Source organism: Hufsiella arboris (genome assembly GCF_009834875.1).
GTDB lineage: Bacteria > Bacteroidota > Bacteroidia > Sphingobacteriales > Sphingobacteriaceae > Hufsiella_A > Hufsiella_A arboris.
Genome location: NZ_WVHT01000002.1, coordinates 332,248 through 349,588, shown reverse-complemented (window position 1 = coordinate 349,588; position 17,341 = coordinate 332,248). Strand labels below are relative to the sequence as shown.

Sequence of the window (17,341 nt, the reverse complement as noted above, 5' to 3'; positions counted from 1 at the left end):
TTTTTGCGGCAATCTGGTTGGCGCGAGGAGAATCTCTCACATATCATTACTAATAATTGCTGATTTGCTTTTCAATGGCATCCAGTCTTTTTATTAACGTTTCGTTTGACTGATGTTCTCGCTTCAATTGTTCGTCCTTTTCAATAAGATAAAGGGTGAGTTCTTCAATTTTTTGAAGCAGCTTCACATTCATCTCCCCTAGGTTGATGCCATCTTTGGCGACTTGCTGCGCTGATGGAATTTCCGGCAAATGATGATGCTGACTGATATAACAACGGAGATCGCTTAGCGCTGGTAACTGGTAATCCTCATTAAAAACATAATCCGCATAAGGAACGTTCAAATCGACCCTTACACCTTGCGCATGAATGTTACCGTATACCGTTAATTTTTCGTCCGGCAATTTCGTTCCAATTCCAACCGATCCGCCGATCAGCGTTAACTCGTCCTGATTTTTTCCAGCCCAGAAAGAACTTAATACCAGTCTGACGCGTGAATTGACGCCTTCTGCATAATCCAGGTAACTTCTAATCGAGGCCGAATGCGGATAATCATCGCCATATGGTGTAAACAGTATCGATGACCCGCCCCCCTTTATATTCTGATAATTTCGCAAGATCATGTCACCCGATACGTCCAATGGCGCTAACGGCGCTGCACCAATCCCGACCTTGTTATTAGCGACTAGGTTTCCGTAAAACGTATGATTACCTTGTTCGGCCGAATAAGTCACGTTACTATTATCATAACCGATATAACCCAGTCTTGAATTTTGTACACCGCCCTTGTAAAATTCAATATAACCTGCGTGTTCAGTATTTCCCGGAGACAGATATACATTACCTATGCCAACTCGATTAGTTGTAGTTGAACCATTATCTGTTACACTTTGCAGTGACTGCCCGGGTACTGAATACATGATACCGGAGAAGATTACTATTAAAATTGAACGCCTGTTAATCATTTTTTTGCCGATTTTCTTGTTGTTTATTTTCGCTCGCTAGCTGGCCAATCCTGCGGTTTTGATCGATCAGGGGTAAGGTTAGTTTCTCGTTTTTCTTAAGAAGCAATGCATTGATTTACCCAGGTTCAACCATCCCTGGCCATCTGATCTGCGGAAGGAACCTCGGGGAGATGATGATTATTATTATTATCTATATAGTCCTTAATTTGATTTAGCGGTGTTAATTGCAATATCATGAAAATGGCAGCAACCCATTATTAACAAACAGATTACCGTCCATTCTTTATCGCCTCCTGCAATTCCTTTTGTCCTTCTCTTAACTCCTGAATCTCTTTGTCTTTAGCGATCAGATACAACGTCAGCTCTTCGATCTTTTTTAACAGGCAAACATTCATAGCACCTAAATCGATTCCCTGATCTTTGACCTCCACCTCAGAAGGTATTTCAGGAAGATGTCGGTTTGCTTTTATAAACCGTTCTAGTTCTGACAAGCCCATCAAACGATAATCGTCTTTAAATACATAGTCAGACCAGCTACCTTGCAATTGCACCTTCATTGATTCAGCGATCATATTCCCCGCTACCGCTAATTTGTAGCCTTTTCCGTCTATCGTTCCGATGGAAAAATTGCCGATCTTATTCATGTACAGCCCCGGTTTATAATCCAGTAAGTTATATGAACTCGCGGCCGTGGCGTATTGAAGCTGAAACCCGGGTGCACCGTGATCGGTATCTACCAGAAAACGTACCCCATAAGAGTAATCTGGTCCTTCATGGTTAACAAACTCCATTGCCATGTTTCCGTTACCGGTCTGACCCAGTCGCATTTGCTCAAAGTTGTAAGTCCCCGGCAACAAGATCTCCTTTGAAATATTTGAATTATTTGGAGCCCCAATTTGCAGTGCCGTTGTCGGATTGTCCGTGCCTATTCCAACATTACCGTTTTCGGGAAACCGGTTTTGGCCAGCGGCAAATTCGCTGCTTAATAAAACGCTTACCATGCATAAAAATGCAGTGCTAATTTTCATTCCTTGATTATCTTAACTTTCCAAATTGCAACAGTTCGCCAGTCATTTCACGTGCCAGGCATTTTAGGAAGTCCTCTTCGTAGAACCACCTTGTTCACGTTTAAAAGAACAAATCTAAAAAGCCGCACTGCAATAAAATGACAGTGTATCTTCTCACTGGAAACACCTCATTTTTTATTCTTGCCCACCAAGTTCTTTAGGTTTTCAATCTCTACCGCCTGCAGTTTGTTCAACTCATTTTGCCGCTCGCTTTCCTTTTTTAGATCAATGACATACAATGTTAACTCCTCAATCTTCTTCAGCAGCTTCATATTTAACTCCCCTAGCTTCAGTCCATACTTTTCCATTTCAGCAGCCGAAGGAATATCCGGTAAGTGTTGGTTTTCCGCTATAAACTCCTTAACCTCGTTCAAATCCGGCAAAGGGTAGTCCTTCTCAAACACATAATCCGGTCCCGGTACATTCAGGTTAACTTTAACTTCTTTGGCATGAATGTCACCCAATACAGTCAGCTTAGCATCCGGCATCGTCGTCCCGATGCCTACATTTCCATTTGAAATATAGTGTACGCCCTCACCCGAAACCATTAAATTCTGCGTAGAGGTGAGAGGTGCATTAATCATTGTCGGCACCACAAAACCGGCAATTGGCTGCCCCACCGGGGCAAGATCAACTTTAATCTGGTTAAAGTCCGTCACCTCTTCCACCCTGTTTTGCAGATAAGTAATACGAACCACATATTTGGAATACTCATTAACATCCGCGTACACCGGCAATGCCCTATTAATCTGTCCTGCATAGGTGCTTTGCAAATTGTACGCACTGCCCAAAGAAATCTTCGCGTGGTGTTCTGTTCCACCTGATTCAAGCAGTAACACCTGCGGGTTCCCGGAGTTAATACCCGTACCAAAACCGTTATTCACTACATACCGTTCATATCCCGTCGCATAAAAGAGATTGAACAATTCAATCATTACCAATCCGCCCGTCTGCCAGTGATACGAATTATAACCGATCGTTGCAATCTGGTACCGCATCGCCTGGGTATTGTTAGCGGATATGTAATTTATAACCGATGATTTAAGACCATTCTGATCAGTATGACTTTGCGCATGTAGCGCAGAAAATCCAAAAATCAATGCCAGCAAAGACACTGTTACCTTTATCTTCTTCATATTATTTTTTACCTTTCTAAATTAACCACCCTGTTTCAAGTACCGTCAATTGCCGGCGGTGAATTAGTTTTTCTGTCGAACTATCGTGTATCCTGGCTAATCTAAAAGCATCAATGAACACCCGTCCTGGCCAATAAGAAATAACGCCATCCGTGTAGTCGCTGTGATTGTTAAGAGAATTTGCATCCGAACATATCCAAGAACTAAAGATTTTTGAGGTCATCAAATGATGATTTTACAACTTTTCTCCTTTAAATCTACAGTTTCAGCACTTAAAGTTATTATCCGAATGATCCGCTAAGGTATACTGGAGAGCTTCAAATGATACTTAACTACAATAATTTCCGCTAAAAATAAAAAGCCAAACTGCAATAAAATGACAGTGTAATTTTTTTGCTATCTTATCATCATGCAACCCATAAATACACTCGCAGGAAGGAATAACCTTGGCTAAACCGGCCAGCTAGGCTGCGTAAGCCCGAAACCAGCGTCTTTATCATCCCTCCAGTGAAGCCGCCGGTAGTTACGGCAAACAAGTTAAAATTTACGGCACGGCATCAGGTGGCATATTCCTTGAAAAGTCCAATATGTGCTACTGAATATTGACTGCGCTTATCCGAACAACGCTTTAAACATTTTAATTAAAGGACTAATTGTGATAAATTCTCATTTAAGCCTGAGCAATATTATAAATCAAAGAAAATTGTCGTAGAAGGAGTTGTGTCAGGTATAAAGACAAACCGGAAATAATAGTTACTGAACCCAAACAGATTCAGGTGATTGATTAACATTAACGGGGAACATTAACTTCATTCAAACAATTCCGATAGATTTACTTACGATATTTTCCGACAAATCAACTGTTAGTTTTGATAACTCAGAATCAGTGAAATTCAGTCGGGCGCCCTCGAAATAACAATAATTTGTATAATTGTTGATCAGAGAGAAAAGCGAGTCCCATTGTTTTTGACTAACATCTATTTCAGCGTTTAAATCTTTAATTGATATTAGGCCTTCTTGGTGAACTTTACAATTTAACATCAATCAGTTTGACTGAATTATACATTTAATTAATGAAGAAAACAGTTCCTTCTATGTTTTTCATCTAGAACGCCATTCTTTATGCATCTTTTTTGTGAATTACCGTATAACAGACGGCTTTATGTTTTAATTCAATATTTTCTCAACGTCATTTCTAAGTTCCTCTATTTTAGTGTCAAGTTTCTTTCGTTTCACAAGTTCAGCCAGTAAACCCAACTTCTGTAAAATAGATTGCTTGAGAAATCTGTGCCTTCCCTCTTCCGACTTGTTAAAAAAGTTTTCATCGGTAACTATTATCGGTACGCCAATTGCCTTCTCCTTTTTTCTATATGGTTCTATCTCCGTTAAATTCTGTAATTCAAGTGGAAGTGGATTTATATAAAACTGGAATAAAATGATCATTAAGTCCTTCCCATAAGTATCACTTTTCAGTTTCTTTAATCTATCGCTAATACCCATTTTACCCCATAAATAACTACGAAATAGTTTACCTTTTTCCGTCGCCATATCTTTTGTCGCTTGATCAGCTTCATAGAGTACCGCAGGACCTGATGCAAAACAACCTAAAAATTTCTCCTTCTCTTCCATAGTCTAATGCATGTTAAAATTTAAAGGGCCTCGTGAAGTTTGATTTTCTAGAAATTCCCATTCATAAGCAGCGGCCCTATTAGGGAATAAAACTTTCTCTCTCATATCTTTATCGAACATATAGGATTTTGTGTATCGTCGTTCAGGTATTACCTCAGAAGTGATGCCATTTTTTAAAAATGTACCATCAGCTGAATATAATTTATAACCCCAAGTAGGTTTCAAGCTTTTTAAAGAGTTACCATGTACAGGTAACTCTTCAGCTAAACTGGCTCCTGTCTGAGCAGATCTTGCTAAGGAAACATTTGGCACCGCACTTAAGGGAGCAAAAGTTACCGTTCCGTTCATCATACCTGCGACAGCAGCTGCGTCAGCTCTAGCCCGATCCTGAGGGCTAGCTGAAAAGTAATTTACATAGGTATTCCCATCAAGCATTGAGGCTAAAGACCAGTAGCTGTCGCTGGCCATAGACAACATATCTTTCCCAAACGTAGATTTTTCACTCAACCAGCCCCTCCAGGTGTCGTCAGCTGCTCCAAAAGGATTTGCTTTTGTCAATTCATTTTTGAATGTTTTCCAATAACCCGGCTTTGATCTATTGACGGTAACTTCGCTTAACATATTAGCCCCAGCATATGTAAAGCCAAGACCATATAGTCTATCAACATCAGCTTGGGAATGCACTAAAGGGTTGTTAAACGCCGGGCCATTATTTTTTGGAATAATCCAGTCCCAAATATCCATGCCATCCGGGTCGATATTATTTATCGGATCATTCCCGACATAACTATAGGGTGAAAGACCTGTATATGTTTGTCCGTGCGGATCTGCTGAATGCCATCTTGCCAGTATCGGATCATAAAACCTGGCACCGTAATCATACTCATTAATTTCTTCCTGAAACTCCTTACCATTGTATAAATATTCATTTAACAGTGACTGCGGAGCCACAGGCTTTCTTAGTCCGAATGCATAATAATTATCCTCCTGCAGACGCCGAGGTGCGCCGGTTGCCGGGTCTTTATCAAAGGTCAAACGAACATTACCCAAATGATCAGTCAGGTCATACTGATAGCGATAAGTGTTATCTGACTGGCGATACGCGCGGCCGGCCGCTGTCCATATAAAGTCGATTCCATATGAACCGCTTGACGAACCGTACTGAATCCCGTTGATGTACTCATTCAGCCCGGTCGAGGTGCTTTGCTTACTAAGCATCGCACCGGTAGCATCATACGTATAGGTAATGTTCTGACTACCGCTTATTGTTTGAGGCAGATCCAAAAGGTTATAACCCAATTGGATGTTGGCTTTCGAACCATCTATCGTTGCATTGCCGTTCGGGTCATAAGAAAACGGCAAGGTGTTTAAACCGCCTCCCGACACTGAATTTAGCTGATTTCCGCCACCGCTATAATTATATGTAATCGGATTCCCGTCCCGGTTCAGAGAAATGATATTTCCCATCTTATCGTACGATATAGCGCTCTCGGACATTCCGGGTCCAACACCATTGGTCAGACGATTCAGCTTATCATAATCATAAGAAAACGACTGGTTTAAACTAGTACCCCAAAGCTGATTACTGATATTTCCGTTGAATTGAGGGTTGCTACCTGCCAGGGCATCCTGATAACGCAGTTCCAGATTAAATAATCCGGCCGAAGCTTTCCTCATCCAGCCCCTCTCGTTATAAGTATAGGCGATGGACTGTAAGTAAGAAGTTCCGTTATTTTCCGAGTGCAGTTTACGATTACTTAGTTGCCCCAGCGCATTATAATCAAGCGCCTCGACAATTACTTCTGGATCGCTGTTGATTCTTTCACGGGTGCTGAGCAACCTTCCCATATGATCGTAAGAATACGAGGTCAGGGTTTTAATCATTTCCACCCCACCTGCTTTATGACTCCGGTAACTCCTTACAACCTGCCCGTTAAAATTAAACGATTCCCTGGTTTCGTCGTAATTGCCTTCATTAACTACTGCGCCCTTATAATGCTGAGTAAACGTTTTGACCAATTGGCTGCTGTCGTTGTAAAAGTATACCGACCATAGCATCGCCGAAGGATTATTTACGACCGCGGTCTTAGTCGCAGTCGACAATCCATCGGTCATCTTGCTGAAAGATCCGGCCACATTATATGTCGACGGAAGACCAGGGGCGGTATAATTATCGTAGTAGTTCACCATTAAATAAGCAGCGATGTTACTTGTTGGGATTGCGCTATTGGTATACCCATGCGGCTCGGCATCGTTGCGGGTCTCCCATAAGGTGGACTGACCCTCACAGCTTGACTGTAAGTTTATTCGGCGCGCGTTATTCAATGCATTTGGGTTCGCATCTACCTGGGTACCTGCATCATTATAAACACCCGTTAATATCTTCCTGCCCAAAGCATCGTATTTTGCAAAAGTCCACTGCTGAGACGATGTATTGCGCTGATTAGCATCCTGGCTGAAAACCAGTTGGTCTAATTTGTTGAAGACATAATACTCCCAGCCTTTTCCGGGAACTTTTCTTTCCACCAATCGCCCGTATTTATCGTAATTAAATTGATAACATAGATTATCCAGTGTTAACTGACTAGCAGTCGAATTATCAGCCTCAGCTTTTGGGGGTATAATAAAACTCAGCCGGTCGTATTGATCATAAACATAGTAAGTCGACAACATTTCAACCTGCCCGCTTTGGAGCTGATTATATGTTCTCGTGAGTATCAATTTCCCGTCGGAGGTTGTATACGTCTCCGTTGTACCCAAGCACCCGGCTGTCCAATTTTCATCCCTAATAATCGTTACTGTTAACTTATCATCCGCCCAATTGGAATTATTTAGCCGGATCAATTGAGTTGCTCCATCTAATGTTGATGTAGCGTAATAAAAAGCAACTTGCCTGGATCCTAGATTATTACCGGGGTAAAACGCGATAGAGTTATTGTGAGAATAACTGACTCTGGAAGTGTGCCCCGAGAGCTGCCAGGACGCCCCGGGAGCACCCTCCTCTACAACACGTTCGAGCGGTGAACCGTCATATTGAACTTCCTGCTTTGGAAACTGCGTAGCAGTCACTCCTGTGGGTGGACTATTATAATAATTAGCCAGTAATGACACCGCATTGGACTTATATGCGCCAATGTTCGCAGCACTGGAAAAAGGAAGATAATCAGCAATTTCCCTGTTGTACTTATTGTAGGCGAACGGCTTAACCTGATCATTCAGATCAGGACTTCCCTGTACCTGAATTTCCTGTATCTTCCGGCCAAGACCGTCCGTAACCGATACCATTTTCATTAGTTCGGCGGGGCCTTTATTTGCAAATTGTGAAGGATCTTTAATTCCCGGCACACGGGGTACTACTGTCATCAAAGAATTCACGGGATTGCAGCAGGGAACGAATATATAGGCGCGAAAGCTTTGTCCTGACTGCGGACTGGAAGAAAAGCCCGGACCGAGTGTGATACTGGTGTAATTGTAATATTCTCCCGTAGTAGTCGGGCTGGTCAGCGGGCTAGTCACCAGAATCTGCCCCCGCACGCTGTTATGCATCAGGAATAAAAACATCCAAAAAACAAAACGCTTTGTCGAGGGAAATAATTTAACCCACGCATCAACACGGTGTAATCCAACCGGCATAGCTAGCTTTAAAGTTTTCATCATTTTATTGGCATTGAGGGATGTAGGGAAACGAAGAGTTGTGAGATATATAATTGTATTTACTATCAACCGCCACACCGTTCTCATACAAAACCACATCAAAATCAACACGACCTGACCCGGAAGACTCGGAGTAATTGACATAGGCCGTTGCTGTGGTACCATTTCTCACAAAATTGGAAATACCGGCAGAGGCACCGCTATTGGCAGAATTGGCGGTAGTGGAAGTATAGGTCTTGGAAGGATCAAGATTGTAATAGTTGATGACATACCTTACAGAACAACCTGAATTGTCATTGCAATTCCCGCCTGTCCGGCAGCTTAAAGTTGGCGATCCAATTGTCGGAAGACATTTCGCATAGGTATCGGCATAAGCTTGTCCTTGGGTAAGCAGTTCGTTTTCAGCCTGTTGATCAGCTTCTAACTGACTATTATACGACGTGTATTTCCCCTCTTTTATTTCATAATAAACACGTGTACTGTTGCCCGTACAATTTTTTGTCATCGATGCATAGATAGGAGCGCTCAAAAAAAGATTGGCGGCTGCTGGCGAACTATCCGTGAAGCCATAATGCTTGATAATATCACCCTGATCATTTTTAATATCTGTTAACCGCGAGTAATCATCATAACAGTAGGTCATGGCTGCTCTTGTCGGTCCGGACCGGGATGTTATTCCCAAGCCAGGTTTAAAGGTAGACGTTGAAATTGACGCATCCCGGGGAATGACCACGACGTCGTCGATCGCGTCGCCAAGAGAGAGAGAAACCGGACCACTATAGGGAAGATACCCTGAGAACACCCACTTTCCGACATCCAGATACCAGTAGGAAAATTTATAACTGCGACCATTAGGTATAGAAAAATTCAACGGATAATCCCCCAGGTAGCAATTTGATCCGGAATGTGAAGTACTACTGCTGACTGCTCCGCTGCTAAGGGTTTCAAATCCTTCAAAAAAGCTTTCTGCAGGGTCGGCATTCATCATTTCACTTACCGGAAATAAACTATTATAATCCCATCGAGTCGAAATTGCCGGCCCGTTTTCCCTTGATAGCTTTATTGGATTACCAAATTCATCGTAAGCAAAATATTGCCTTGCTAAAAAGAATGCATTTTGGCTCTCTTTGTGAACGAATTCAGGCAACAGCAATTGTTTATTGTTAATAACCCAATTTTTGTAGCCTATTGTCGTCTTATCCAGAATGTAATTATTCTTTCTGAACGAGCTTTGCAGCAATAGTCCAAACCTGCCATTTGTATATAGAGAACTGGCTGCGGATATTTCGTTTGGTGTGTCATAGGGTACTGCATCTTTATTTACCACATATTTATAATCAGCTGAACTATTACTTCCATCACTATTAATTGTCGTTTGAAAGGTTACTAAAGACGGGTAGGTCTGATCGTACTGGTAAGACGTCGTGCTGTAAACAGCCGCCAACCCTGGCTCAAAACTTTCAACCTTTGAAGTTTTTAGTACCAACTTTTTAGAAATCATCTGATAATAGCCAATGTTATAAGTAGTGGAACTAATACTTTGAAACTGGAGATTTGTATTGGTGTTAATCTTTACTATGCCACTTCGAAATCCCCCTACATCCTGACCTAATGGTTTTAATTCATAAGTATTAGTGATCCTTTTGAGCAAAACACCATTTTTATCATAAACGGAACTTTCTTTTAAAAACCCACGTGCGAATGCATAAGACGTTGGTGGAGTAAAAGGAGCAATATTTGTAGCAATGCGTTTTGCATGATCAAATGTATTTCCCGTAATAGACATCTGATTTACCAGGTCCGGATAATCATTACTGTCCGTAAACTTGTTAACCGTTTTACCTTCGCCTGCATTTTCCTGAGTTACCTGGCTGTAAATAATATTATTACCGTTTATGTCAAAAAGATTGTTGTAAGAGGTGGAACTAACAGTTGTAAATGGAGTATAACTAACGCTACTAAATGATTGACCCGGTGATATAATGGATGTGGCAAGTTGTACTACTGCAAACGTCAATGCACCTTTTAGATTTGGAGTGTATCTTATCGGTATTACTAAACACCCCTTAACATTACTAGGTATGGCTGAATCTGATGGTTCTAAAGTATTGTCCGGGGGATTAGGTAATCCTAACGGTACAAACGGAGTCTGAGAAGTTGTATGTTGTAAGTAGGTGATATAAATTGGCTCCGACACCATTTGTAGGCCTGTGGAGTGACCCAAATCGTCCCGGTACGAGTATTTTTGCTCCACCGGAGGACTATTCATGTCTCCTACGCTAATAATATTCGCAATTCTCAATCCACCGCCGTCTACATTTTTGCCGTTGATTTGATCGTAATAATCGTTTGTTTCGTAAACAAATGACTTATAACCTCCAGTTGGGTATTTAATTTTTTTCAAAATGTTTGCTTGCATTCGCTTCCGATCAGGAGTCTTATAGGTTTCTATATTCTTAATATCGGTTATAAAGTCTCCTTCAATGTTCTTATTGTAATAACCCCAATGATCTGTTTGGGATGAATTTCTTGGCGGCAAAAGAGTGTTTTCGTTGTATTCAAAACCGAATAATGGTATCGATGCAGTCTGTGTCCTGTTATAAAGTGTGACACTGGTTAATTTTAAACGGTATTTATCCTGAGCAACAACCGGTTGTCCTTCATCTGTATTCCAATATGACTGATTGAATACGAAAGATTTAAGAGACTCGCCCTTGTAATTTTTAACTTCGATCTTATTCAAAGCTCTGGCATTTGTAAGATCCTGACGAAGAGTGGGGCTGTAGGAAAAATAAGCGCTTTCGTTAGTGGTGGTAATAGAGGCAAGGTATTTTGGTGAAGCAATTGTTTCCTCGACGCTATTATCCCATTCATTGGAAAAAAACTCTATATCCGAGGTATGCTGATCCGGCCAGATCGTAACACCAAAGTAATAAAAGCCTCTTTTAAAACTCTGTGTAATTTTGTTATAAGTTTTTTTCCTTCGGCTATAGTTTTTGATTGAAATTGAGCCTCCAGGCTCGTAACTAAAAGAAATATTTTCAATAGAATTTGTCGTCGTTATTTTATTGATATACCAGGTCGATGTAAAAGTCGGTATCGTGCGATCCGAGGTCTCACCATGCAATATTGTCTGGGTTTCTTCGGTGCTTGACACATCGCCCCCAAAATAATAAGTGTTGCCATCCAAATCTTCCAAAACCCATCCGTTCTGACCGAGCTCCTGTTTGAAAGGGCTATTGAGTATCCGTATACTGTTATCGTCTAAGTACACAGGGTTCCCGCTATAACTGAATGTAAACCGAAAAGCTCTGCCGTTAATTTTTACATAAAACAGGTCGGGCTCCCCATCTTTGTCTCCTTTAGCAACACCCTCTATCGAAGGAATATCCATTGGTGTACTTATTTTTGCTCCCATATCACTACCAAAAAAACCATTTGGACCCTCGTCCGGCAACCCCCTTACAACCCGTGTAATCATCATGTTGGCGCTTATATTCCACCCCAAGCCAACAGTAGTTGAAACTTCCTGAACTTTAACACCGCCACCATGGTAACTTAGATAAATGGGTATTTGGTAACCGCCTCTTGCAGAAATCGTGCATAAATCAGCTGTAATGTCTGCAATGCCGGTATTCATATTCACAGGAGTATTAACTGACTTTACAAGTGCACTCGCAGTAGGTGAAGGAGGAACATAAGTGATATTATTATCAAATTGGCTAAAAGCTGTTGTGCTAAGAAACTGTAAAGCAATAGCGCAAACTATCCTGTTTAATTTCCGGTAATTGAAATCCATGTGAAGGTTAGATTATGATTTAGTTTTCCACTCGCTAACAGCGAGTTAACAATTATAAAATCTCACACTGCCACTAGATGGCAGTGTGAGATTTTATAAAAAATTATTGTGGTTTATAAACAGCCATCTAATGGTCGTGATAGGCATGAAATCAAATGTCATGGGATGTGGTGTAGTCGTTTCCTCAGTTGGTGACGATAAAGCCCACTTTATAACCGCCAGGGCTAGTAACTGTCTGTCAGGAAGTTGTCGCCATGGGGTGGCGTAAGTCCTTTATCATTAAGCCTGCTCTCAGTGGTTCTAAGCTGACGGATCATAACGCAGTCGGTTGGCTGTATGCCATTTTTTTTAAAAATTCGGAATTTGAGGCAATAGTCGCAAAATAATAGACACTGGAAATTTTTTGTTTACAAGTCATAAGCTGGTACAAGTTCATATGATGACAGTTAATTAACGTCGCTGCGCTCTCAACACGAGTCGAAGTTTCATAACATCTAATGCTGTTGATAAGGAAGGTTAGCCGTCAATTTAGACGATGGTGAGCTCATTGAGCATGCGCTTTTTTAATTAAACTTAACGGAAATAATTTCTTAAGTATTCTTTTGAAGATCGTTACTCCAGTGCCTGCATGCGAACAAACCTTTACATTGTATTTAATTTCTTCTGCACGTATAAAAACATTCTTCAAACCATGACTTCCCGGATCTGCGTCATATAGATTATAAAAATAGCTTTTAAATTCGCTGGAATTCGGATCGTTCCTAAGCAAGGCTATCCGAGAATCTGACAAATAACCTGTTTCATCCTTTTGACCTCTTATTGTTCTCGTAATAACTCCTCCAGCCGCCAGGCTCCAACCCAAACCGACACTACCAGCATATTCTTGTAATTTTATTCCCGAGGATCCGGATATCTTATACTGACCTCCGTTTTTGCCGAATGTTCTTCAATTGATACCAGGGGTATATAACATCCGGTTTCCCTTGAAATAATCCGCATCGCATTTGGTTGCGTTTATTAGAGCCGATGCCCTAGATGGAGCAAGGAAGAAATTTTATGAGCAGAAACAGTTTTATTAAAAAAAATCGATTCGATAAAGAGAAAAGCACAAACAAGAATTCTACGTGACATAACATTCATTATGTTGCAATTAAAACGACAGACTGCCATTATTTTGCAGTGAACTTAAAATCGCAATAGAGAGTATAAACGAGGAAGTACATCTCTTAGCAACGTAACTTTTGACTTTTTAATAATATTTCGTTATTTAGATGTCGAGTATCTGCATTTTTAACGTCGCGTCAAAAATACTCTCTCAACTCAAGTATTTTTCCGCCAGTAAAAATCCGGCTTTTTCGGCGGCTTAAACTCGTCACCTTCGTCAATCCGCTTATTTACCGCTTCCCGCATCTGATCCAGGAACCTTGTCTTACTGATCGTCTTTCGCCTTTTGATCTCTGTAAAGCGCCGGAAATACCGGCTCAGGTTCACCCCGAAACACTGCTCCAGTACATCCATAATATCCGACAGGTCCGCCTCCCCGTTATTTAGCTGCCTCGTATCATAAATCCCGTAAGCAATCTCCACCAGGTTACAGCTATCCCCTGTCCAGCGCAGCTCCCTGCCCTTTTTACTGATATTAAGCATTTTTCTATCCACGTCCCCTGCCGGCATACTCATCTCGAAAAGCAAATAACGCTGCAACTCTTCAAAAGCGATAAACCTGGCAAACAGGGCATCTCCCGGGCTCGAAAATTCCCGGTCCCGTTCCGTCCATTCCGCAAGCAGCATGGGAGACCCATCTCCCGACCTTAAAAAAAACAAAGCATCCAGCTCCGAAGCATCCATGCGGTAATACTGGTACAAAAACCGGTGCTTATGAAAAAAACGCTGAACTAGTGACAGCTCCTCCTCCAGGTACCCCTTTAATGCGGCCGGATTCCCTTGTGGTTTGCCGCTTTCGATCGTATAAATTTCGATCGCCGTTATTCGCCTGGCAAGAAAAGCCGGCTTAATCCTTTTAAAAAAATTGATCTCCTCTGCCTCGTCGGCAAAAGAACCGGCAAGCAAACGTTTCCTTACTTCCTCCAGCGCAGCGTTTACTGCCGTCAGGGTCGCTTTGAGCTTTTCAAGTGGTGAAACGTCCTCCTTACCGGCAGCCTGTAATTTCTTTTCCATCTCTTTTAACAGTGACAATGCAACTTCCTGTATCATACTTCACTAATTATTTATGTATTATGTTATCTTCCTGATCAATAATAAACGTCTGCCGACAATGCCGCAGCCTCACTTATTTATATGCATCCAGGCCATCCATATGCTGTAATAACCCTTTGCTAAGAAAACTAAGGAACTTCGTACGGTCCTTTTTCCGGAAACGGCAGTCCTGGAAAAGGCGGTATAAATCACCCGGTTCCGTTTGAAAAAATTCGCTTAATTCCCTTGCCAGCTCCCTGATCGTTATACCCCCGTGATTGAATACCCCGCAGCAATGAAAGGCATACACCAGTTCAACGAAAGCCGCCTGTGAGGCCGTCCACTTTAACTGTATCTTTCTATCACAAAAACGCAGCTTCCGGAATTTCCTGTCCAGGACTGCTATTACCTGCTCATAGGCCTGGATTTTGGCAAGCAAGTAATCGTGCGAAGAGCTGAATCCAGGCTCGGCGTGGAAATCCACCACCGGCAAAAATTTCTCCCGGCTGCAAAGGACGAAGTAGACTTCATCCAGGTATGTTTGTCCGCTGCGGTAATACCTGTAAAATTCTCGGTGCTGCTCAATGAAATTGCCAAGCGCCTCTTTTTTTGACCGGTAATAGGCCAGCTGATGATCCTTATTTCCAATGGGCCGTTCGCATTCGATCGAATAAAAAGTGACAAAGTAAATAAAGCGGTTGTAAAGCCTCGGCTTCAACTTCTTAAAGTAGTTGATTTGGGATGGTATCGCCTGCAACATCTCCGCTGTGGTATAACGGCGCAGGATGAGCATCGCCTTTCTGGCTAATAAAACAGCATGATAATAAAATGCCGCGTCTTCGCTTTGTGACTCACCGAGAGCGGAGATAGCCGCAGATAAGGCAGCTTCCAGCCGGCATACCAGATCTTCCATTTTTTCCTTTTTTTTAACAAAGGAAAAAAACCTGGCGACGGCGAAAAAGTAAGTAAGTAGTATACTACCCTTTACTACCCTTTCAAGAATTTAAAGACTAATCAAAACCCTCGTCGAAAAAATCTTTTAAAGACATACCCATCTCGTGAACGATATTTACCAGGGTGGTAAATTTAAGATCCTCTCCGTTTTCATATCGCCCGTACTGGGCACGGGCGATATTATGTTTTAGGGCAAACTTTTCATAATTGCCATAGCCCTGTTCCATGCGAATCTTTCGTAAGCGATCACCCAGCTGACGGAGCGCTTTCTCCTGTACCGGATTAGAAACTTTTTTACGCGATGCGGCCATACCGCTAAATAAAAGAATCGCAGCCTTCTAATTTACCCCTTAAAAAGTCCTACTTTAAAGTAGCAAAGTCGTAATTTTTTTTTTAAATTTATACTGTTGTAACCATTCACGTTCAGTACATTTATACCGATTGCACCATGAGTGAACCGCTAAACACCACGACTTATTCCATCATGCAACAACCCGTGCAGGAGCTCGGCCTCAGTGAAGTTTTCTCACTTCGGAGTAAACTCATGGGTTTCCGTACACTGGAGGACATCGCTAACACCCCGGTGCAACAACTGTTATCCAAGGAAGATTTCAATTATAACTGGCTGGGAGAGCTGGTCGGATTTATGACCCAAAAAAACCTGCTAGACCGGCTGCAAGAACTACCGGGAAGTAATGCTTATTAATCCGGCTGGACATTCGCTGTAACAAACCCAAAACGTTAGCGGCCGTTACCTGGCTGATTCCATAAAACTCTTTGCTCAAACTACCCGCTGAAATATGCTCCTGCCGTTTAGAGCGGTAATGAGCTGCAATAAAACGGAACAACTCGCTGACATTGTCCGACAGGAAAACCTGTTCCTCGACCATCATCCGCAGCAGGCAGGCCAGCTGTGCTACGGAAAGATTCAAAGCCGCCTTGTCAATCTTGGCAGGCAGCACTGCCCCTTGTGGCAACTGGTTACTGATCAAAATTCCGACAGCAGTCACTTCATCCTGCAACCAGCTTTCCAGCATATGTTTTACCGAAGGCCAGTCTTTATGATAAAAGACATCCGGCTTGGTCTGCGTGGATTTTAGCGACGTAAGATAGCGCAAGTATACCGCCTGCTGATGCTCATACATATCCGAATCATCAGCCTCAGCCCGGATCATATCCTGACAATAGGCAAAAAAAGACAGCTGATTGAAATTCAGGTAAACCAGTTTACGGGCCAGCCTGAGATTGATATTGACTGTTGGTTCCGCCGCCAGGTCGCCGTTAAGCTCCTCCACAAAGGTTTTCAGGTAAATCAGTTGACGGTATGTTAAGGCAAGACGGGGACCGGCTTCGCCGCAGCCTTTAAGGTAGGCCCGGATACATTCCTGCAAATGCAGATCTATCTGCCGGTTAAGCATTGTTTCATCGATTTGCCGGATTGTCTCCCGCATTTCGTTCAGTGACAACGCCAGATAAGCTCTTGGAACCTCGAGGTCCTGGTTAAAAAACTTTGTAAAATAACGCTCAATAAAATTAAGCAGATCAAATAATGCAGAAAGGTATTTTTCACCCAAATGCCGATGATCTGAAACGAAAGCAGGCGCCGCTTTTTTTGACGTTTCACCCAGGTCAGCCTGAACCAGGTTACATAAATCAATCAGCCTTGTCTGGTTAAATTGTATATACCGCTCCAGCAGGCGGTCCTTTAATACGTCAAACAGGATACCGGTCCACAGCGCTTTCAGCCGGCTACATTCCCGGTCCAGCTCCCTCTCCCAGCTTTCCCGCTGGCCTGCAGCAGACAGATCACTTTCGTAAGCCGCGGGACTGATCGAAGAGCCCAGTTGAGTCAATATATTTAATTCATCGTGCAGCAATATTACCATTCTATAAGACAAAAAAACAGCCCTTGGCGGGCTGTTGCATTCAAAACGTTCCAGGG

The 17,341-nt window shown here is 42.2% G+C and carries 11 protein-coding genes; 1 reads left to right on the top strand and 10 read right to left on the bottom strand.

Annotated features, from left to right (window positions below; genetic code table 11):
- Positions 1 to 49 precede the first annotated feature (49 nt).
- From GS399_RS05245 to GS399_RS05205, 9 genes are all read right to left on the bottom strand, one after another.
- The gene (locus tag GS399_RS05245; RefSeq protein ID WP_160843548.1) at positions 50 to 919 is read right to left on the bottom strand and encodes a hypothetical protein; all 870 of its coding nucleotides are present in this window, start codon (positions 917 to 919) and stop codon (positions 50 to 52) included.
- A 314-nt stretch (positions 920 to 1,233) separates the two neighbouring features.
- A complete protein-coding gene (locus GS399_RS05240; protein WP_160843547.1) occupies positions 1,234 to 1,992 on the bottom strand; it encodes a hypothetical protein in 759 nt (252 codons plus the stop codon).
- Positions 1,993 to 2,159: 167 nt separating this feature from the next.
- Positions 2,160 to 3,167 carry a hypothetical protein gene (locus tag GS399_RS05235; RefSeq protein ID WP_160843546.1) on the bottom strand — a complete coding sequence of 336 codons (1,008 nt, stop codon included), beginning with the start codon at positions 3,165 to 3,167 and terminating at the stop codon, positions 2,160 to 2,162.
- A 1,167-nt stretch (positions 3,168 to 4,334) separates the two neighbouring features.
- Positions 4,335 to 4,796: an Imm44 family immunity protein gene (locus tag GS399_RS05230; protein WP_160843545.1), complete on the bottom strand. Its 462-nt coding sequence runs from the start codon at positions 4,794 to 4,796 to the stop codon at positions 4,335 to 4,337.
- Between the two features lie 3 nt (positions 4,797 to 4,799).
- On the bottom strand, positions 4,800 to 8,453 hold the full coding sequence (locus GS399_RS05225) for an RHS repeat domain-containing protein (RefSeq protein WP_160843544.1): 3,654 nt from the start codon (positions 8,451 to 8,453) through the stop codon (positions 4,800 to 4,802).
- Position 8,454: 1 nt separating this feature from the next.
- Positions 8,455 to 12,249 carry a DUF5977 domain-containing protein gene (locus tag GS399_RS05220; RefSeq protein ID WP_160843543.1) on the bottom strand — a complete coding sequence of 1,265 codons (3,795 nt, stop codon included), beginning with the start codon at positions 12,247 to 12,249 and terminating at the stop codon, positions 8,455 to 8,457.
- A 1,320-nt stretch (positions 12,250 to 13,569) separates the two neighbouring features.
- Positions 13,570 to 14,463, bottom strand: coding sequence for an RteC domain-containing protein (locus GS399_RS05215; protein ID WP_160843542.1), 894 nt, complete (start codon positions 14,461 to 14,463; stop codon positions 13,570 to 13,572).
- Positions 14,464 to 14,539: 76 nt separating this feature from the next.
- A complete protein-coding gene (locus GS399_RS05210; protein WP_160843541.1) occupies positions 14,540 to 15,358 on the bottom strand; it encodes an RteC domain-containing protein in 819 nt (272 codons plus the stop codon).
- 97 nt (positions 15,359 to 15,455) lie between these two features.
- Positions 15,456 to 15,710 carry a helix-turn-helix domain-containing protein gene (locus GS399_RS05205; protein WP_160843540.1) on the bottom strand — a complete coding sequence of 85 codons (255 nt, stop codon included), beginning with the start codon at positions 15,708 to 15,710 and terminating at the stop codon, positions 15,456 to 15,458.
- Between the two features lie 137 nt (positions 15,711 to 15,847).
- On the opposite strand from GS399_RS05205, the gene GS399_RS05200 reads away from it, so the two are divergent.
- Positions 15,848 to 16,105 (top strand): hypothetical protein, encoded by a 258-nt coding sequence (locus GS399_RS05200; protein WP_160843539.1) that lies wholly within the window; start codon positions 15,848 to 15,850, stop codon positions 16,103 to 16,105.
- Here GS399_RS05200 and GS399_RS05195 read toward each other — a convergent pair.
- Positions 16,044 to 17,285 (bottom strand): hypothetical protein, encoded by a 1,242-nt coding sequence (locus tag GS399_RS05195; RefSeq protein WP_160843538.1) that lies wholly within the window; start codon positions 17,283 to 17,285, stop codon positions 16,044 to 16,046. The two genes, GS399_RS05200 and GS399_RS05195, sit on opposite strands and share 62 nt — an antisense overlap.
- Positions 17,286 to 17,341 lie beyond the last annotated feature (56 nt).